General features: G+C 67.1%; 15 protein-coding genes. 5 read left to right on the top strand and 10 right to left on the bottom strand.

Annotation, left to right across the window (positions count from 1 at the left end):
- The first annotated feature begins 119 nt into the window (after window positions 1-119).
- From Q0Q02_RS20095 to Q0Q02_RS20075, 5 genes are all read left to right on the top strand, one after another.
- Window positions 120-386, top strand: a complete 267-nt coding sequence (locus Q0Q02_RS20095; protein WP_293812117.1) for a hypothetical protein — start codon at window positions 120-122, stop codon at window positions 384-386.
- 393 nt (window positions 387-779) lie between these two features.
- Window positions 780-1,988, top strand: a complete 1,209-nt coding sequence (locus tag Q0Q02_RS20090; protein WP_293812115.1) for an ABC transporter substrate-binding protein — start codon at window positions 780-782, stop codon at window positions 1,986-1,988.
- 217 nt (window positions 1,989-2,205) lie between these two features.
- Window positions 2,206-4,074 (top strand): ABC transporter permease, encoded by a 1,869-nt coding sequence (locus tag Q0Q02_RS20085; RefSeq protein WP_293812113.1) that lies wholly within the window; start codon window positions 2,206-2,208, stop codon window positions 4,072-4,074.
- Complete coding sequence (locus Q0Q02_RS20080) at window positions 4,071-4,844, top strand: ABC transporter ATP-binding protein (protein WP_293812112.1); 774 nt, start codon at window positions 4,071-4,073, stop codon at window positions 4,842-4,844. The genes Q0Q02_RS20085 and Q0Q02_RS20080 overlap by 4 nt, the downstream gene beginning before the upstream one ends.
- Window positions 4,844-5,554 (top strand): ABC transporter ATP-binding protein, encoded by a 711-nt coding sequence (locus tag Q0Q02_RS20075; protein ID WP_293812110.1) that lies wholly within the window; start codon window positions 4,844-4,846, stop codon window positions 5,552-5,554. The genes Q0Q02_RS20080 and Q0Q02_RS20075 overlap by 1 nt, the downstream gene beginning before the upstream one ends.
- Here Q0Q02_RS20075 and Q0Q02_RS20070 read toward each other — a convergent pair.
- The 10 genes from Q0Q02_RS20070 to Q0Q02_RS20025 all read right to left on the bottom strand — a co-directional run bounded on the left by Q0Q02_RS20070 (window position 5,511) and on the right by Q0Q02_RS20025 (window position 16,035).
- The gene (locus Q0Q02_RS20070) at window positions 5,511-6,068 is read right to left on the bottom strand and encodes a MarR family winged helix-turn-helix transcriptional regulator (protein WP_293812109.1); all 558 of its coding nucleotides are present in this window, start codon (window positions 6,066-6,068) and stop codon (window positions 5,511-5,513) included. The genes Q0Q02_RS20075 and Q0Q02_RS20070 overlap by 44 nt on opposite strands.
- Before the next feature lie 243 nt (window positions 6,069-6,311).
- Window positions 6,312-7,730 carry a M20 family metallopeptidase gene (locus Q0Q02_RS20065; RefSeq protein WP_293812108.1) on the bottom strand — a complete coding sequence of 473 codons (1,419 nt, stop codon included), beginning with the start codon at window positions 7,728-7,730 and terminating at the stop codon, window positions 6,312-6,314.
- A 166-nt stretch (window positions 7,731-7,896) separates the two neighbouring features.
- Window positions 7,897-8,307 carry a Cu(I)-responsive transcriptional regulator gene (gene cueR, locus Q0Q02_RS20060; protein WP_293812107.1) on the bottom strand — a complete coding sequence of 137 codons (411 nt, stop codon included), beginning with the start codon at window positions 8,305-8,307 and terminating at the stop codon, window positions 7,897-7,899.
- 1 nt (window position 8,308) lies between these two features.
- A complete protein-coding gene (locus Q0Q02_RS20055) occupies window positions 8,309-10,813 on the bottom strand; it encodes a heavy metal translocating P-type ATPase (RefSeq protein WP_293812105.1) in 2,505 nt (834 codons plus the stop codon).
- Window positions 10,814-11,064: 251 nt separating this feature from the next.
- Window positions 11,065-12,159 (bottom strand): molybdenum ABC transporter ATP-binding protein, encoded by a 1,095-nt coding sequence (modC, locus tag Q0Q02_RS20050; RefSeq protein WP_293812103.1) that lies wholly within the window; start codon window positions 12,157-12,159, stop codon window positions 11,065-11,067.
- Window positions 12,156-12,860 (bottom strand): molybdate ABC transporter permease subunit, encoded by a 705-nt coding sequence (gene modB / locus Q0Q02_RS20045; protein ID WP_293812101.1) that lies wholly within the window; start codon window positions 12,858-12,860, stop codon window positions 12,156-12,158. Before modB ends, modC begins: the two co-directional genes overlap by 4 nt.
- A 10-nt stretch (window positions 12,861-12,870) precedes the next feature.
- Window positions 12,871-13,674, bottom strand: a complete 804-nt coding sequence (gene modA / locus Q0Q02_RS20040; RefSeq protein WP_293812099.1) for a molybdate ABC transporter substrate-binding protein — start codon at window positions 13,672-13,674, stop codon at window positions 12,871-12,873.
- 99 nt (window positions 13,675-13,773) lie between these two features.
- Window positions 13,774-14,283, bottom strand: coding sequence for a cupin domain-containing protein (locus Q0Q02_RS20035; RefSeq protein ID WP_293812098.1), 510 nt, complete (start codon window positions 14,281-14,283; stop codon window positions 13,774-13,776).
- Between the two features lie 13 nt (window positions 14,284-14,296).
- On the bottom strand, window positions 14,297-15,154 hold the full coding sequence (gene sseA / locus Q0Q02_RS20030; RefSeq protein WP_293812096.1) for a 3-mercaptopyruvate sulfurtransferase: 858 nt from the start codon (window positions 15,152-15,154) through the stop codon (window positions 14,297-14,299).
- Between the two features lie 164 nt (window positions 15,155-15,318).
- On the bottom strand, window positions 15,319-16,035 hold the full coding sequence (locus Q0Q02_RS20025; RefSeq protein WP_293812094.1) for an alanyl-tRNA editing protein: 717 nt from the start codon (window positions 16,033-16,035) through the stop codon (window positions 15,319-15,321).
- Between the last annotated feature and the right edge of the window lies 1 nt (window position 16,036).

Genomic DNA, 16,036 nt, shown 5'->3' with positions numbered 1-16,036 from the left:
ATGAAGCAGAACACCGGGCCGCAGGGAATCCCGTTTATGAGTATGTGACCTAGAGTAGGCTCGGGAACTGCTAGGCCGTCCATGCGTAGGACGGAGGGAAGCGCGAGAGGAGAAACGGGATGACGATCATCAGGCTTGCAGCCGGCGCGATGCTGGCTCTCGCATTGAGCGGCTGCGTCACGACCGAGGCCGAATACCGCGCCCTCGACGAGGAGCGCTGCCGGTCCTTCGGCTTCCGGGCTCCGGGCGAGGGCTTCTCGAATTGCCTGCTCCAACTCGATCTCGATCGCGCGGCCGAGCGGCGCCGTCGCTTCGACCGTTTCGACGCTTCCTTCGGCGGGCCCTGGGGCTACGGCTATGGCTGGGGGTATGGCCGGCGCTGGTAGGCCGTCCAGGTCCCGACAAGAAAAAAGGGCCGCGCGGGAAGCGCAGCCCAAGTCTAGGGAGGAAACGCCCAAGGAGGGCGACGCAACATCTCTGCTGCGGTGCAATCTAAATAGGAAGCCAAGGGCGTGCCTGCAAGGCCAAAAGGGCAGCATCGCTGACTTATTTTTGAGCGGATGTTTTCACGTTTTGAATCAATGGCTTGCCGTGTGCCCACTTGAAATTGGGTGAGCCAGGGACAGTCGCCTGCCTATCTGCTGCATTGCAAGAAAGGCAGATTGACAAGCGGGGCGATCTGACCATTCATATGCATACATATGAAATTCGCTCCACCGAAGCCGGTGCGAGCGGTATCGGCGCGGATTGCAGCCGCAGCGAGGCGAAGGGCTTACCCGATGAAGATCGATCGTCGCAGTTTCGTCGCGGGTACGCTTGCCCTCGGCGTTCCCCAACTGGTGCGCGCCCAGGGCGCGGGGCCGATCCGCATCGGCGAGATCAACTCCTATACCGCCCAGCCCGCCTTCCTGAAACCCTATCGGCAGGCATGGGAACTGGCGCAGGAGCAGATCAACGCGGCCGGCGGCGTGCTCGGCCGCAAGCTCGAGACCGTCTTCCGCGACGATGCCGGCAAGCCGGAGGACGCGGTGCGCCACGCCGCCGATCTCGCGACCGCCGAGAAGGTCGACGTCATTGCCGGCGGCTTCCTCTCCAATGTCGGGCTGGCGCTCGCCGACTATGCCAACCAGAACAAGCGGCTCTATGTCGCCTCCGAGCCGTTGGCCGACGCGCTCGTCTGGTCGAAGGGCAACCGCTACACCTTCCGCCTGCGGCCCTCGACCTACATGCAAGCCGCCATGCTGGTCGAGGAAGCGGCGAAGCTCCCGGCCAGGAAATGGGCGATCGTCGCGCCGAACTACGAATACGGCCAGTCGGCGGTGAAATGGTTCAAGGAACTGCTCCTGAAGGCGCGCCCCGACGTGACCTTCGTCGCCGAGCAGTTCCCGGCGCTCGGCCGCATCGATGCCGGCGCGACCGTCCAGGCGCTGGAGGCGGCCAAGCCCGAGGCGATCTTCAACGTCACCTTCGCGGTCGACCTCGCCAACTTCGTCCGCGCCGGCAACACGCGCGGCCTGTTCGAGGGGCGCCAGGTCGTCTCGATGCTGACCGGCGAGCCGGAATATCTCGACACGCTCGGCGCCGAGACGCCGGAAGGCTGGATCATCACCGGCTATCCGCATGCCGAGCTTCAGACCCCGGAGCACGTCAAGTTCCGCGACGCCTACAAGGCGAAGTACAACGACTATCCGCGGCTGGGCTCGGTCGTCGGCTACGAGACGGTGCAGGCCATCGCGGCTGCGCTCATGAAGGCGGGCTCCACCGACAACGAGAAGCTGGTCGATGCCTTCGAGGGGCTGACCTTCACCACGGCCTTCGGCCCGATCGCGTTCCGCAAGATCGACCACCAGTCGACGCTCGGCGCCTATATCGGAAAGAGTGCGCTGAAGGATGGCAAGGGCGTGATGGTCGACTGGAGCTATCGCGACGGCGCCAAGTACCTGCCCAGCGACGACGAGGTCCGCAAGCTGCGCCCGGTCGTGGGTTGAACCTGCCCGAGACGGGGGCGGAGCGCGACGCGCACCGCCTTCCTCCGGAAAGCGCAGCCCTCATCCTGAGGAGCCGCGCCAGCGGCGTCTCGAAGGATGCTCCAGGAGGCTCCACGGCCATCTGGAACATCCTTCGAGACGCAAGCTCCGCTTGCTCCTCAGGATGAGGGCTCAGACAATCCTCCGATCAATTGCAGGCGCCTTCTCCCGAGACGACATGCTTGATCTTGTCCTCACCCAGACCCTGAATGGCCTGGCTTCGGCGTCGTCGCTATTCCTGGTGGCGTGCGGGCTGTCGATCATCTTCGGCGTCACACGCATCGTGAACTTCGCCCATGGCTCGCTCTACATGCTGGGCGGCTACCTCGCCTTCACGCTGGTGACCTGGCTCGGGCCGGCTGATCCGCTTGGCTTCTGGGGCGGCGTAATCATCGCCGTGCTGCTGACCAGCCTCGCCGGCGTGCTCGTCGAGGTCCTGATCCTCCGGCGGATCTATCAGGCGCCGGAGCTGTTCCAGCTGCTCGCGACCTTCGGCGTCGTGCTGATGCTGCAGGATATCGCGCTGGCGACCTGGGGGCCGGAGGACAAGCTCGGCCCGCGTGCGCCGGGCTTCCGCAGCTTCGTCATCCTGTTCGACAACCGTTTCCCGAGCTACGAGCTCTTCCTGATCGCGGTCGGGCCCGTCGTGCTCGGCCTGATCTGGCTCTTGTTCCACCGGACGCGCTGGGGCGTACTGATCCGGGCGGCAACGCAGGATCGCGAGATGGTCAGCGCGCTCGGCGTCAACCAGCGCCTGCTCTTCACCTCGGTCTTCGCTTTCGGCGCGGCTTTGGCAGGGCTCGGCGGCGCGCTCCAGCTCCCGCGCGAGGCAATCAACCTCCACATGGACCTGTCGATGATCGCCGAGGCCTTCGTGGTCGTGGTGGTCGGCGGGCTCGGCAGCGTGACGGGCGCCTATCTCGCCGCCGTGCTGATCGGCGTGCTCCACGCTTTCGGCATCCTGATCCTGCCCAAGATCACGCTGGTGCTGGTTTTCCTAGTGATGGCGGCGGTGCTGATCGTCCGGCCGCATGGCCTGCTCGGCAAGGCCGGCGTCGAACCGCGCGGCCATGCCGGCCAGCTCTTCCTGCTGCGCCCGGCCGATCGCGCGGCGAAGCTGTTCGGTATCGTGGCGCTCGGCTTGCTGGCGCTGGCGCCCTTGGTCGTGCCGGATCATCTCGTCCTGACCCTGACCGACCTCGTCATCTTCGCGGTTTTCGCCGCCTCGCTGCACCTGCTGATGGGGCCGGGCGGCATCACCTCCTTCGGCCATGCCGCCTATTTCGGCCTCGGCGCCTATGGTGCGGCGCTGGCGGTGAAATGGCTGGGCAGCCCGATGGAGGAGGCGCTCATGCTGGCGCCATTGATGGCCGGCGTCGCGGGGGCGATCTTCGGCTGGTTCTGCGTCCGGCTCTCGGGTGTTTATCTGGCCATGCTGACGCTGGCCTTCGCCCAGATCGCCTGGGCGACGGCCTTCCAATGGGTCGACCTGACCGGTGGCGATAACGGCATCCTCGGCGTCTGGCCCTCGGCCTGGGCGGTGCCCAAGACGGTGTTCTATTATCTCGCGCTCGCGATCGCCGTGCTGGTGATCGTGGCACTGCGCATCATCATCTTCGCGCCCTTCGGCTATGCCCTGCGGGCCGGCCGCGACAGCCCGTTGCGGGCCGAGGCGATCGGGCTCGATGTCGGGCGCCTGCAATGGGCTGCCTTCACCATCGCGGCAATTGCGGCCGGCATCGCCGGCGGGCTCTTCGCCTTCTCGAAGGGCTCGGTCTTCCCGACCTATATGGCGATCCCGCGCTCGGTCGACGCTTTGCTGATGGTGCTGCTCGGCGGCGTGCAGACCGTGGCCGGGCCTATCGTCGGCGCCTTCGCCTATATGGGCCTTAGCGAGCAGTTGATGAAGCTGACCGGCTATTGGCGCTTCGTGCTTGGCTTGTCGATCGTGCTGCTGGTCGTGCTGTTCCCGCGCGGGCTCGTCGGAACCTGGCTGTTCTGGCGCGCCCGGCGCGAGAGCGCCGCGCAAGCGACGGCAACGGCATGAGCGCGTCCATGCCCCCCATGCTGGAAGCCCGCGACCTCGCCAAATCCTTCGGCGGCGTGAAGGCGGTCGATGGCGTCTCCTTCGCGGTCGAGGCCGGAAAGCTGGTCGCACTGATCGGCCCGAACGGCGCCGGCAAGACGACCTGCTTCAACATGCTGAACGGGCAGCTCAAGCCCGATCGCGGCGAGGTGTTTCTTGCGGGCAAGCCGATCACCGGGCTTGAGCCGCGCAAAATCTGGCGCCTCGGCGTCGGCCGGACCTTCCAGATCACTGCGACCTTCGCCTCGATGACCATGCGCGAGAACGTCCAGATGGCGCTGATCTCGCATGAAGGAGAGAACTGGCGCCTGTTCGGCCGCGCGGGTGAACGTCATCGCGAGGCGGCCGATGCGCTGCTTGCTCAGGTCGGCATGACCGGGCAGGCGGAGCGCGCCTGCGGCGTGCTCGCCTATGGCGACCTGAAGCGCGTCGAGCTCGCCATTGCGCTCGCCAATGCGCCGAAGCTCCTGCTGATGGACGAGCCCACCGCCGGCATGGCGCCGCAGGAGCGCATCGCCCTGATGGCATTGACGGCCCGCATCGCCAGGCAGCGCGGCATCGCCGTGCTCTTCACCGAGCACGACATGGATGTCGTCTTCGCTCATGCCGACCGCGTGCTGGTGCTCGACCGTGGCCGGTTGATCGCGGCCGGGACCAGCGCCGAGGTGCGCAACGACCCGCAGGTGCGCGCGGTCTATCTCGGCTCCGGCGCGACCTCGGGAGGGCATTGATGGCGGCGCTCCTCGAACTCTCCGGCATCGAGGCTTGGTATGGCCGCGCCAAGATCCTGCACGGCGTCGGCTTTTCGGTCGGGGCCGGCGAGGTCGCCGCGCTGATGGGCCGCAACGGCGCCGGCAAGTCGACGACCATGAAGACGGTGATGGGGCTGGTGCCTGAGCCGCAAGGCTCGATCCGCTTCGAGGCTAAGGAGATCGCCGGCCGCGAGCCCTTCGCCATCGCGAGGCTCGGCATCGGCTATGTCCCGGAGGATCGGCGCGTCTTCTCAGAACTGACGGTGATGGACAATCTCGAGGTCGGCCGCCAGCCGCCACGAGCGGGCGCGCCTCATTGGACGCCGGAGCGGCTGTTCGATCTCTTCCCCAATCTCGGGCGCATGCGCGACCGGCCGGGCGGCGCGATGTCCGGCGGCGAGCAGCAGATGCTGACCATCGCCCGCACCTTGATGGGCAATCCGCGACTGCTGCTGCTCGACGAGCCGTCCGAAGGGCTCGCGCCGGTCATCGTCGAGGCGATGGCGCAGACCATCCGCGTGCTGAAGGGCGAGGGGCTGTCTGTGCTGCTCTCCGAACAGAACCTGCATTTCGCCGGCAGCATCGCCGACCGCGCCGTCATCATCGAGAAGGGGCTGATCCGCTTCGACGATACAATGGCTGCGCTCAAGGCCGACGAGGCGGCGCGGAGCCAGTATCTGGCGGTCTGAAGCCCGAGAGCAGGCGCCGCATCACGTCGAGCAACGGTTCGATCTCAGGCCCGGCCATCGGATTCAACGCCGCGATGGTGATCGCCTTGGCACGCTCGACATAATCAGGTAGCAGCTCGCGGCCGCGCTGGCCGAGTTGCACCAGCACGCGGCGCTTGTCGTCGGGATCGTGCAGGCGCTCGACCAGCCCGCGCTCGGCCAGCCGCGTCACCACGCCCCGGATCGTGGCCGGGTCCATCGCCGTCATGCGGCCGAGCTGGTTCTGGGATATCCGCCCGTCGACTGCGAGCCGGCAGAGCACCGCGAATTGCGGCGGCGTCGGCCCGTCCTCGCCCATCATCTCCAGGAACATCGCGACATAGCGCTGCTGCATCTGCCGCAACAGGAAGCCGAACTGCTCGTCCAGCACGTAGCCGGCGAGGTCGACGGGCTCAGGGATCGCGGAATCGGCCTGGCCGCTGGCCGTGCGGTGATGCCGGCCGAGCCTGTCTTCCGATTCCTCTGCGCGATCCATGCTGGCTCCGGCTGCCGATTCTGCCGGCTGGCGGCAGAGGCTCATTCTCCCGGATCATATGTGTTCGTTCAATCGGGCGATAACACCCGAGCCTCAACAAAAAGAAGTCATCCCGGGCGACCGCAGGGAGACCCGGGATCCATTCCGGAACGCTTCCGAAGAAGGTTCAGGCATGGATCCCGGATCTCCGCTACGCTTCGTCCGGGATGACCCGTGTTTTCTGGACTATGCCAGGGCTGAAAATCAACCCAGCGACATCGTCAGCGGCGGCTTCACTTCGGGCGGCAACGGCGAGGTGTAGCCTTCCTTGCCGAGGCGGGCCTTATGGTCGGCCTTGGCGGCAGCCATCAGGGCCGGATCGCTCAGCACGGCAGCGCCGGTCGCGGCCATCGCCTTGGCGACATGGACCATTGCCTTGTGCGCGGCCGGAGACTTGCCCTGCGCCACCACCTGCCAGGTGTGGAACGGCGTGCCCATCGCGACGGTCGGCGCATGGGCCTGCACGGTCGGCACCGCCCAGCTGACGTCGCCGATATCGGTCGAGCCGATCGCCGGGTTGCGCTTGGCGTCGCGCGGCACGAGGAAGTCGGCGAGCGGCGCGCCGGTATCGGGCATGCCGATGGTGCGCCAGATCGAGGCGATCTCCTGCGGGGAGAGCGTGCCGCGGATCTTCTCGGCATAGGCCTTGTCGGCATCGTCGAAATGCGGCGCGCCGAGTTCGGCCATCACCTTGTGCAGGGCCTCTTCGAGCGGCGTGTTGGCGACGAGATCGGAGACGGCGCTGACGATGCGCATCTCCATCTTGGTTTCCGTCATCAGCGCGGCGCCTTCGGCGATCTTCTTCACGCGCTGGACGAGCTCCAGCATGCCACGCAGGTCACGGGCGCGGATCGAATAACGGACGCGCGCATGGGCCTGGACGACGTTCGGGGCGATACCGCCGGTGTCGAGCAGCGCGTAATGCACGCGCGCGTCGGAGGGCATGTGCTCGCGCATGTAGTTGACGCCGACATTCATCAGTTCGACGGCGTCGAGCGCCGAGCGGCCGAGATGCGGCGCAGCCGCCGCATGCGAGGCACGGCCGGTGAAGACGAAATCGGCGCGGGTATTGGCCAGCGCCAGTGCCGGAGCGACCTCCCAGAAGCTCGACGGGTGCCACGAGATCGCGACATCGGCATCGTCGAAGGCGCCGGCGCGGACCATGAAGGCCTTGGCAGCGCCGCCTTCCTCGGCCGGGCAGCCATAATAGCGCACGCGACCGGGGATCTTGTTCTCGGCGAGCCAGTCCTTCATCGCGACGGCGGCGAGCATCGCGGCGGAGCCGAGCAGGTTATGGCCGCAGCCATGGCCGTGCCCGCCGGTCTCGATCTCCTTGTGCTCGGAGGCGCCGGCTTCCTGCGAGAGGCCGGGCAAAGCGTCGTACTCACCGAGGAAGGCGATGACCGGGCCGCCTTCGCCGGCCTCGCCGATCACAGCGGTCGGGATATCGGCGACATTCTCGGTGATCTTGAAGCCCTGGTGCTTCAATTCGGCGATATGCTCGGCGACAGAGCGCTTCTCGGTGTAGCACACCTCCGGCATGCCCCAGACCCGGTCGGAGAGCGCGATCAGCCGCTCCTTGTTCGCATCGACATGCCGCCAGAGATCGTTTCGATTGTCCATTGTCGTTCCGCCTGGAGAACGCCTGGGCGCTCCCCGTCTTTCGTTGAGAGGCGGATTCCCCGACGGGGCCGATGCGGCCGGGCCGGACCCGCCTCTGGTGGGCAGGCGCATATGAGCAATCCCGCACCGCCTCGTCCAGAGATTCAGCGCATGGCGGAGCAGCGTCTCAGGCTTTGCCTTGCGTCGGCGTGGTGGCTGCGAAGTCGGCGAGGATCGGGCAATCCGGCCGGTGGTCGCCATGGCAATGCGTCGCCAGATGCCGCAGCGTATCGGCCATCGCCTTGAGTTCGGCCGCCTTTTCCTCGAGCTCGCGTACATGCGCCATGGCGAGGTTCTTCACATCGGCGCTGGCCCGGCTCTTGTCGCGCCAGAGCGCGAGCAATTCGCGCGTCTCCTCCAACGAGAAGCCGAGATCGCGAGAACGACGCACGAAGCGCAGCGTATGCACGTCGTCGGCGGCATAGACCCGGTATTGCGCGGCCGTGCGGGCCGGCGGGGTGATCAGGCCGATGCTCTCGTAGTAGCGGATCATCTTGGCGCTCACGCCGGAGCGGGTCGCGGCTTCGCCGATATTCATTTCAGACCTCCTGTCCGTGCGAAGCCGGAACCTGAAAACGCTTCAACCGCAGCGCATTGCTGACCACGCTGACGCTCGACAGCGCCATGGCGAGCCCGGCGAAGACCGGCGAGAGCAGGATGCCGAAGGCCGGATAGAGCACGCCGGCCGCGACCGGGATCAGCAGGGCGTTATAGCCGAAGGCCCAGGCAAGATTCTGGCGGATATTGGCGATCACCGCCTGCGACAGCGCGATCGCACGGGGCACGCCCATCACGTCGCCCGACATCAACACGACATCGGCGCTTTCGATCGCGATATCCGTGCCGGTGCCGATGGCGATACCGACATCGGCCTGGGCCAGCGCCGGAGCGTCGTTGATGCCGTCGCCAACGAAGGCGACCTTGGCGCCGCGGCCCTGCAGGCGCTTGACCACCTCGGCCTTGTCGGTCGGCAACACCTCGGCCCAGACCTCGTCGATGCCGAGGCCGCGCGCGACCGCTTCCGCCGTGCGCCGGTCGTCGCCGGTCACCATCGCGACCTTGAGGCCGAGCTTGTGCAGGGCGGCGATGGCCGCGGGCGTGGTCTCCTTCACGGCATCGGCGACAGCGATGACGGCGGCGATTTGGCCGTCGAGCGCGGCATAAAGCGGCGTCTTGCCGGCTTCCGCCAGCGCCTTGGCACGGGCGGCGAAGGGAGCGATGTCGAGACCAGCGTCTTCCATCAGCCGGTGGCCACCAATCGCGACCTTGCGGCCCTCGACCGTCGCGGTGACACCACGGCCGGGGTCGCTGGTGAAATCCGTCGGCTCGGCGATGACGAGATTACGAGCCTTGGCGGCCGCGACCAGCGCCAGCGCCAGCGGATGCTCCGAGCGGTTCTCGACCGAGCCGACGAGGCGCAGCACGTCGTCGGCCGCGAAGCAGGCGGCCGGCTCGATATCGGTGAGTTCCGGCTTGCCCTTGGTCAGCGTGCCCGTCTTGTCGAGCGCGACGATCTGCACATCCTTGAGCGCCTGCAAGGCGTCGCCCTGGCGGAACAGGATGCCGAACTCGGCGCCCCGGCCAGTGCCGACCATGATCGAGGTTGGGGTGGCCAGGCCCATGGCGCAGGGGCAGGCGATGATCAGCAGCGCCACGGCATTGACCAGCGCATGCGACAGGGCCGGGCTCGGGCCGAATGTCAGCCAGACGGCGAAGGTCAGGAGCGCCAGCCCGATCACGACCGGCACGAACCAGAGTGTGACACGGTCGACCATTGCCTGGATCGGCAGTTTGGCGCCTTGCGCGGCCTGCACGGTCCGCACGATCTGGGCGAGCAGCGTGTCGGAGCCGACCTTCTGCGCGGTGAAGCGCAGCGCGCCCGAGCCGTTGACCGTGCCGCCGGTGACGGTGCTGCCGGCTTCCTTGCGGGCGGGGGCGGGCTCGCCGGTGATCATCGATTCATCGACGAAGGAGCTGCCGTCCGTGACCTCGCCATCAACCGGGACGCGCTCGCCCGGCCTGAGGATGACGATGTCGCCGGGGCGCACGCTGTCGACGGCGATGTCGCTCTCGGCGCCGTCGCGCAGCACGCGGGCGGTCTTGGGCTGGAGCGCGATCAGGCTGCGGATGGCGGCGCCCGTCCGGCCCTTGGCGCGCGTCTCGAACCAGCGGCCGAGCAGGATCAGCGTGACGATCACGGCGCCGGATTCGAAATAGGTGCCCTCGGTGCCTGCCGGCAGCAGGTCCGGCAGGAAGGTCGCGACGCTGGAATAAAGATAGGCCGCGCCGGTGCCGAGCATGACCAGCGAGTTCATGTCGGGCGCCAGCCGCAGCAGCGCCGGGAAACCCTTGCGCAGGAAGACGAGGCCCGGTCCGAACTGGACGATCGTCGCCAGCACGAAGGAGAAGACGCGCACATTCCACTCGCCGAAGGTCCCGGCGAGCCAGTGGTGCAGGGCAGGGACCATATGGCTGCCCATCTCGACGACGAGCAGCGGCAGCGTGAGCAGGCCGGCAATGATGACCGAGCGCAGCAGCTTGCCCTGTTCCTCGTCCTTGGCAGCCTGCCGGCGTGTGTCGGCATCGCCATCGGCCGCGACGATCGGGCTCGCCTCATAGCCGGCGCCGGCCACGGCCTTCGTCAGGGTGGGAATGATCTCGTCGCCGGCGAGCGTCTTCACGCTGGCGCGCTCGGTCGCGAGGTTCACGGTGGCCTCGACCACGCCCGGCACGGCGCGCAGGGCCTTCTCGACATGGCCGACGCAGGAGGCGCAGGTCATGCCCGAGACCGACAATTCGATCGTGTTCTCGACCGGGGTGTAGCCGCTCTGACGAACCGCCACTTCGACCTGCTTCAGGTCGGTGCCGTGTTTGGCGAAGCTGATGTGAGCCCGCTCGGTCGCGAGATTGACCGAGACCGCATCGACGCCCGGCACCGCGGCGATGGCGCGCTCGACATGGGCGACGCAGCTCGCGCAGGTCATGCCCTCGACGCCCAGATCGAGGGTTTCGAGGTCGTTCCTGCTCCTGTCGATGACCGTCATCGCCGTCTCCTTCATGGTGATGACAGGCGATATAAGGTTTCCCATCATGGGAAGGTCAAGGTTGGTTGCATGAGTTTTGCGGGGCTGTCGAATGGCCGTGCAGGCTGCGACCTCAAGCCCTCATCCTGAGGAGCAAGCCGGAGGCTTGCGTCTCGAAGGATGCTCCAGATGGTTCCTGAGCCTCTTGAAACATCCTTCGAGACGCCGCTGCGCGGCTCCTCAGGATGAGGGCTCAAAGGGCAAATCGGTTTTCAGGGCATCTCGACCGAGACGCTCTTGATCACCGCATGAACCGGCTTGCCGGGCGCCAGGCCGAGCAAGGCGACGGATTTCGCCGTCAGGCGTGCCGCCAGTTTCGCCTCGCCGCAAGCAATGAGCAGATGCACGGTGCTGCCGCCGGCGCCGCTGCGCTCGCCGATTTCGGAGACCGTGCCCGGCAGCACGTTGAGCGCGCTGATCCCGGTCGGCTGGCCGAGGCTGAGCATGACGTCGCTCGCCAGGATGCGGATCTTGATCCTCTGGCCCTGCCGCAGCGCACCGCGCGCGATCGTCAGCGGTCCGGCCGGCGTCGTGAGCCGCGCCAGACCAAAGGCTTCCTCGAAGCCCACAACCTCGGCCGATAGCAGCGTGCTCGCCTCCGGCGCACCGGGGCGCGCCGCCAGATCGGGACGGGAGAGGATCTCCGCAGTCGGTCCGCAGGCCGCGACGCGCCCGTTCTCGACCATGACGACGGTGGTGGCGAGGCGCGCGACCTCCGCCAGCGCATGCGAGACATAGACGATGGGAATGCCGGCCTCGTCGCGCAGGCGCTCGATATGCGGCAGGATCTCGGCCTTGCGGGCTTCGTCGAGCGCCGCCAGCGGCTCGTCCATCAGGAGGAGGCGCGGCTGCGCCAGCAGGGCGCGGCCGATGGCGACGCGCTGCTTCTCGCCGCCGGAGAGAGAGCCGGGGCGGCGCCGCAGCAGATGGCCGATGCCGAGCAGCTCCAGCACCTTGTCGAGCTCGGCCGGCTTGCGCTGTGCGCGCGGCACGAACCAGTGCCCGAACAGAAGGTTCTGCCGCACCGTGAGATGCGGAAACAGCCGCGCTTCCTGGAAGACATAGCCGATGCGGCGGCGATGCTTCGGCAGGACAATGCCGCGCGCGGTATCGACCAGCGTCTCGCCATCGACGCGGACATGGCCGGAATCGGGGCGGATCAAACCGCCGATGACATTGATCAGCGAGGTCTTGCCCGAGCCCGAGCTGCCGAACAGCGCCGTCAGGCGCCCGTCGGAGGTGAAGGAGGCGTCGAGGGTGAAGTCGCCGAGCTCGTGGCGGACGGCGATGTCGAGAACATCAGTCATTCGACGTCGATCCGCCGGCCGACGATGCGCGCCATCAGTTCGGAGAGGAAGAGCGCGGCGACCGAGATCGCGATCGAGATCAGGGTGAGCCGCATCGCGCCGGCATCGCCGCCGGGCACCTGGGTGAAGGTGTAGATCGCAGTGGGCAGCGTCTGCGTCTCGCCGGGGATATTGGAGACGAAGGTAATCGTCGCGCCGAATTCGCCCATCGCCTTGGCGAAGCACAGGATCATGCCGGCGATGATGCCGGGCAGGCAGAGCGGCAAGGTGACGACGAGGAAGACCCAGATCGGGCTCGCGCCCAATGTGCCGGCGGCGGATTCGAGCTTGCGGTCGACCGCTTCGATCGAGAGGCGGATGGCGCGCACCATCAGCGGGAAGCCCATCACGGCGCAGGCGAGCGCCGCGCCGGTCCAGCGGAAGGACAGCACGATCCCGAACCAGTCATAGAGGAATTCGCCGATCGGCCCGCGCCGGCCGAAGCCGACGAGCAGCAGATAGCCCGTCACCACCGGCGGCAGGATCAGTGGCATATGGACGATCGCGTCGAGCAGGGACTTGCCCCAGAAGCGCCCACGCGCCAGCAGCAACCCAACGCCAAGCCCCAGCGGGAGGCTTGCGAGCATGGCGGTCGTGGCGACGATGAGGCTGAGCCTCACCGCCGTCCATTCTTCAGGCGATAGCGTAAGCCAGTCGGTCACGAAGCGGCGGTCACGATGAACTGGCGGCCTTGTTGAGCACCGTGAAGCCCTGCTTCTCGAAGACGGGCCGGGCCGCGGGGCTGCGCAGATAGGTCAGGAAGGCCTGCGCGTCGGGGTTGGCCGAATCCTTGGTGACGGCGACGGGATAGACGATCGGCGGGTGCGAATCCTCGGGGAAGGTCGCGACAACCTTGACTTGGCGGTCGGCCGCGGCGTCGGTCGCGTAGACGATGCCGAGCGGGGCCTCGCCGCGCGAGACCAGGAGCAGCGCGGCGCGGACATTGTCGGCCTGCGCGATCTTGTCCTTCACCTTGTCCCAGGCGCCGAGCTTCTCCAGCGCGGCCTTGCCGTATTTGCCGGCCGGGACGGAATCGACATTGCCCATGGCGAGGCGGCCGGTGCCAACGGCGCCCGCGACATCGGCGCCGGGCTTGAGATCGAGCTTGGCGGTCGAATCCTTGCCGGCAACCAGCACGATGCGGTTGGCGAGCAGGCTGACCCGGGTGTCCGGCCTGATCAGGTTCTTGCTCGCTGCGTAGTCCATCCAGTCGAGATCGGCCGAGACGAAGAGATCGGCCGGGGCGCCGTTCTCGAGCTGTTTCGCCAGCGTGTTGCTGGCGGCATAGGAGATCTTGGGCGCCGGCTTGCCGCTCTCCTTGACCCAGTTGGCGGCGGCCTCGTCCAGCGCGTTCTTCATGCTGGCGGCGGCGAAGATCACGAGGTCCTTCGTCTGTGCCTGCGCGGCGTCGAAGGCGGGGGCGAAACTCACGGCAAGAGCCAGGCCCATGCCCAGCAGGGTGCGGCGCTTCAACATGTTGTTCCTCGCTGCCAATATCGCTGTATCCAGATGAATATAACGATGCTCGCAGTGCCTGATCGGCGAGTCAAGGAGCGGCATACCGGAGGCCGTTGCTTACCCGTGCGGGTGCTTGTGGATCGGGTCGACCCAGTAGACCTCTTCCGGCTTCTCGACCGGGTCGACATCGGTGATGTTGACCACGACCGCCTCGTTGTCGGAGCGCACCAGCACGCATTGCAGCGGGTTGTCGGGATCGGCGTTGATCTCCTGATGCGGCACGAAGGGCGGCACATAGATGAAGTCGCCCGGCCCCGCCTCGGCGACGAATTCCAGCCGCTCGCCCCAACGCATCCGGGCCTTGCCGCTCACCACATAGATCACGCTTTCGAGTTCGCCGTGATGATGCACGCCGGTCTTGGCGTTGGGTTCGATCGCGACCGTGCCGGCCCAGATCTTCTGCGCGCCAACGCGGGCATGGTTGATCGCCGCCTGCCGGAACATGCCCGGAGTCTGCGCCGTATTGGGATCGAGCTTGTCGCCGGAGATGACGCGTACTCCGTCATGCTTCCAGCGCGGTTCGCCGTCATGGCTGTGATCGTGATCGTGGGAATGATCGTGGCTCATGGCCGTCTCCCGCTCAGGCCTGTTTCGCCGGGCCTGTCGCGACAGGCCGCTCGCCCATGCCCCATTCGGACCAGGAGCCATCATAGATCGCCTTGGCCGGCTTGCCGACGGCTTCCAGCGCCGTCGACAGGATCACGGCCGAGACGCCCGAACCGCAGGTCATGATCGAGGGCCTGTCGAGATCGACGCCGGCATCCCGGAACAGCGCGACGATCTCCTCCGGGGATTTCAGCCGGCCATCGGTGGTCAGCTGCGACGACGGCAGGTTGAGCGAGCCGGGGATATGACCGGAGGCCAGGCCCGGCCGCGGCTCGGCCGCCTCGCCGCGGAAGCGGTCGGCGGCGCGTGCATCGACGACCTGAATCGCCTGCGAGGCGGTGGCGCGCGCCACATCGTCTGCGTTGGCCACGGCCCCGTTGTCGAGCCTTGCGGTGAAGCTGCGGGGCTGGCGTGTCTTTGGGTTGTCTTCCTCGACGGGGCGGCCTTCTGCGAGCCATTTCGGCAAGCCGCCATCGAGGATGACGACATCGCGCGCGCCGAACACCTTGAAGGTCCAGCGCACGCGCGGCGCCGAAAAGAAGCCGAGCCCGTCATAGACGACGATGCGCATGCCGTCGCCGATGCCGAGCGCGCCGACCGCGGCCGCGAATTCAGGCGCCGAGGGCAGCATATGGGGCAGGGACGAGCGGGTGTCCTTGATCTTGTCGATGTCGAAATGGACGGCGCCCGGAATGCGGCGCGCGGCATATTCGGCCGCTCCGTCGCGCTTCTGCGCCGGCAGGTACCAGGAGGCATCGACCACGACGATGTCCGGCGCGTTCAGGCGCTCGGCCAGCCACTCGGTCGAAACGAAGACATCTTCACGGGCCATAGGCGTATCCTCTGGGCAAATCTTGTCTGATCACCGGAACCGCGCCGTCATTCCGGTCTTGTCCCGGAATCCATCATAAAGCGTGGCGCCCGTCGATGGATTCCGGATCGGCGCGGCTTCGCCGCTTGTCCGGAATGACGGCGAGGTTCCATTGAAAACCAATCTCAGGCGAGCGCGATCCGGACGCGCCGGTTCTGCTTGCCCTTCTTCTCGATATCGGTGACCGCGACCGCGCCAATCTCGGCGGTGTTGCGGACATGGGTGCCGCCGCAGGGCTGCAGGTCGATATCGCCGATGGCGACAAGCCGGACGCGGCCCGAGCCGCGCGGCGGCTTCACCGACATCGTCTTGACCAGGCCCGGATTGGCGTCGAGCTCCTCGTCGGTGATCCAGCGCTCGGTGACGTCGGCGTTGCGGGCGACCAGCGCGTTGAGCTTCTCGGAGATTTCGGCCTTGTCGAGCCCGCCTTCCGGGATGTCGAAATCGAGCCGTCCGTCGCCATCGCCGATCGAGCCGCCGGTGACGGGGAAGGCCAGCACGACGCTGAGCAGATGCAACGCCGTGTGAATGCGCATGCGCTTGAAGCGGCGCTCCCAGTCGAGCACCGCGGTAACCGCCTCGCCCGGTGCCGGCAGGGCCTGTCCTTCGGCGGGGACATGAATGACCCGGCTCTTGTCCTCGGGATCGTAGATCGTAGTGGCGATCGTGACCAGGCTGCCGTCGGTACGGCGCAGATGCCCGGCATCACCGGGCTGGCCGCCGCCGGTCGCGTAGAAATTGGTGCGGTCGAGGATGATGCCGCCGCGCTCGTTCACGGCTTCGACCGTCGCGGGCGTTTCCTTGAGATAGGCATCCTGGCGGAAGAGCAGTTCGGTCGGCATG

The sequence above is a fragment of the uncultured Allobosea sp. genome (genome assembly GCF_945956895.1).
Classification (GTDB): domain Bacteria; phylum Pseudomonadota; class Alphaproteobacteria; order Rhizobiales; family Beijerinckiaceae; genus Allobosea.
Note: the sequence above shows the minus strand (reverse complement) of the source record. Positions and strands in the feature narration are given on the sequence as shown.